Below are 1678 nucleotides of genomic sequence, written 5' to 3' on the forward strand. Positions count from 1 at the left end.
CGGGACCTGGACAAGTGGATAAGGCGGAGAATGAGAAGTTACGTGTGGAAGCAATGGGGCCGAAGGGGGTATCGTGAGCTGAGAAAGCGGGGTGTCTCGGTCAAACTGGCCTGGAACACCGCTAAATCAGCCCACGGCCCGTGGCGGCTGAGTCATTCGCCGGCCCTGCGGGAAGCCTTACCGGCCCGGTTGTTCCGGAGCTATGGACTGCCGGAACTGGCAGTGCGGTAACGGGTTGAATCAAGTCACTGAATCGCCGTGGTACGTGATCCGTATGCCCGGTGATGTGGGAGGAGGGGCATCGTGAGGTGCCTCCCTATCCCGATTAGCTCGATAGCCAGGAGGCGAATGTCGACATGATTTTGTATAAGTACGTTTCTTTTGAGGGTGGGATGGCGATTATAAATAACTCGTCTATCGGTTTTTCGTCACCAAAGGATTTTAACGATCCATTTGAGATGTCCGCATTTAAGTATGAAGACGAAGAGCGGAGGGAGTTGGAGGAGATCGCTGTCCCTATAGTGAAAAGTAGGTGCAATGATAATTTCGGCGTGCTTTCTTTAACAAGGCAACCGCTTAACGCACTTATGTGGTCTCATTATGCAGATTCACATAAGGGTATTGTGATAGGGTTCGATGCAAATAAGGCAGGTTTTCTTGATCTTCAGTCAAACGTGATTCCTGCGAGCTATGGCGAAATCATCTATACAAAGACAAAACCCAGAATTGTATTGCCAATGCCCTCAGATTCAGACCTACAGGAAATTGGTTCAGATATAGAAAAATTTGATGACAGCTGCTACGAATTCTACAAATCCGCTTTTCTTTATAAATCAGTTGAGTGGGCATACGAGGAAGAAGTAAGGGTTGTGAAAAACGTAAGATGTCCGCCTACAGCTAGTGGTTTTCGAGAAGCCACATACAAAAACAATGCTGGTACATGGCGAGATATAAATATAGGCAAAAGAAAACTATATTGCTTGTCAGTTCCCGAGGATGCCATCAAAGAGGTTTTCTTCGGAAAGAACTTTGCAAAAAATATAGATGGAAGAAGTGTGACCCAAGAAAATATGAAGAAAATAATTTCTGACATGAAGAAAAAGAACCTGTTGTTGTACAAATGCGAGATGAGCGATAAAACTTGGGATCTTGAGAAAATTCTAATCCCCAATGAATGAGCTAACAATCGCAGGCACAGCGACGGCTTTTTCGTTGCGGCTCCGCCTTCACTACAAAGCCGCGCATGCTGCAAGCGTTATGTTTTAAGGAGGTAGTTTGAGTAAAGTCGTTGGACGCTGGCGAATTAAGTGGATGGAAATGTGGGATCAAGACTTTGTTGATCTTATCGAGCCCGGATACTTCCAGTTCGATGAAGATGGCCTCGGCTTTTTTGTATTCGGAGCAGTTGAGGGCCAAATCGACTACCGCATTCCAGATGATGGAGGGCGAGTCGAGTTTTCTTGGTCTGGAAATGATGATGGTCGTGAAAAGTCTGGCCGTGGTTGGTTTCAGTTTTCATCTTCAAATTCAGCGAAAGGGGAACTCTTCATTCATTGTGGAGACGAGTCGGCCGTAGAAATCGAATATCAAACATAACCAGGCGCGGCACTCGGATGCCTTTGTCTCCGCTTCGCTACGTCAAAGTCACCGGTGCGCTAAGCGTTAATGGCCCGGCATT

2 protein-coding genes and 1 pseudogene are annotated in these 1678 nt (G+C 46.8%); all 3 read left to right on the forward strand.

The window, feature by feature from the left end; translation table 11 throughout:
* Window positions 1-231 (forward strand): annotated as a pseudogene (locus Q675_RS35395) (group II intron reverse transcriptase/maturase); the annotation flags it as partial.
* A gap of 125 nt (window positions 232-356) precedes the next feature.
* The gene (locus Q675_RS35400; RefSeq protein ID WP_023012030.1) at window positions 357-1178 is read left to right on the forward strand and encodes a DUF2971 domain-containing protein; all 822 of its coding nucleotides are present in this window, start codon (window positions 357-359) and stop codon (window positions 1176-1178) included.
* 97 nt (window positions 1179-1275) lie between these two features.
* Window positions 1276-1596: a hypothetical protein gene (locus tag Q675_RS35405; RefSeq protein ID WP_164834383.1), complete on the forward strand. Its 321-nt coding sequence runs from the start codon at window positions 1276-1278 to the stop codon at window positions 1594-1596.
* Window positions 1597-1678 lie beyond the last annotated feature (82 nt).

Source organism: Marinobacter sp. EN3 (genome assembly GCF_000475315.1).
In the GTDB taxonomy this organism is placed as follows: Bacteria; Pseudomonadota; Gammaproteobacteria; order Pseudomonadales; family Oleiphilaceae; genus Marinobacter; species Marinobacter nauticus.

Bases quoted from the DNA above. Each gene is read 5' to 3' on its own strand.
- Q675_RS35400 (WP_023012030.1), top strand. From the start codon at position 357: ATGATTTTGTATAAGTACGTTTCTTTTGAGGGTGGGATGGCGATTATA.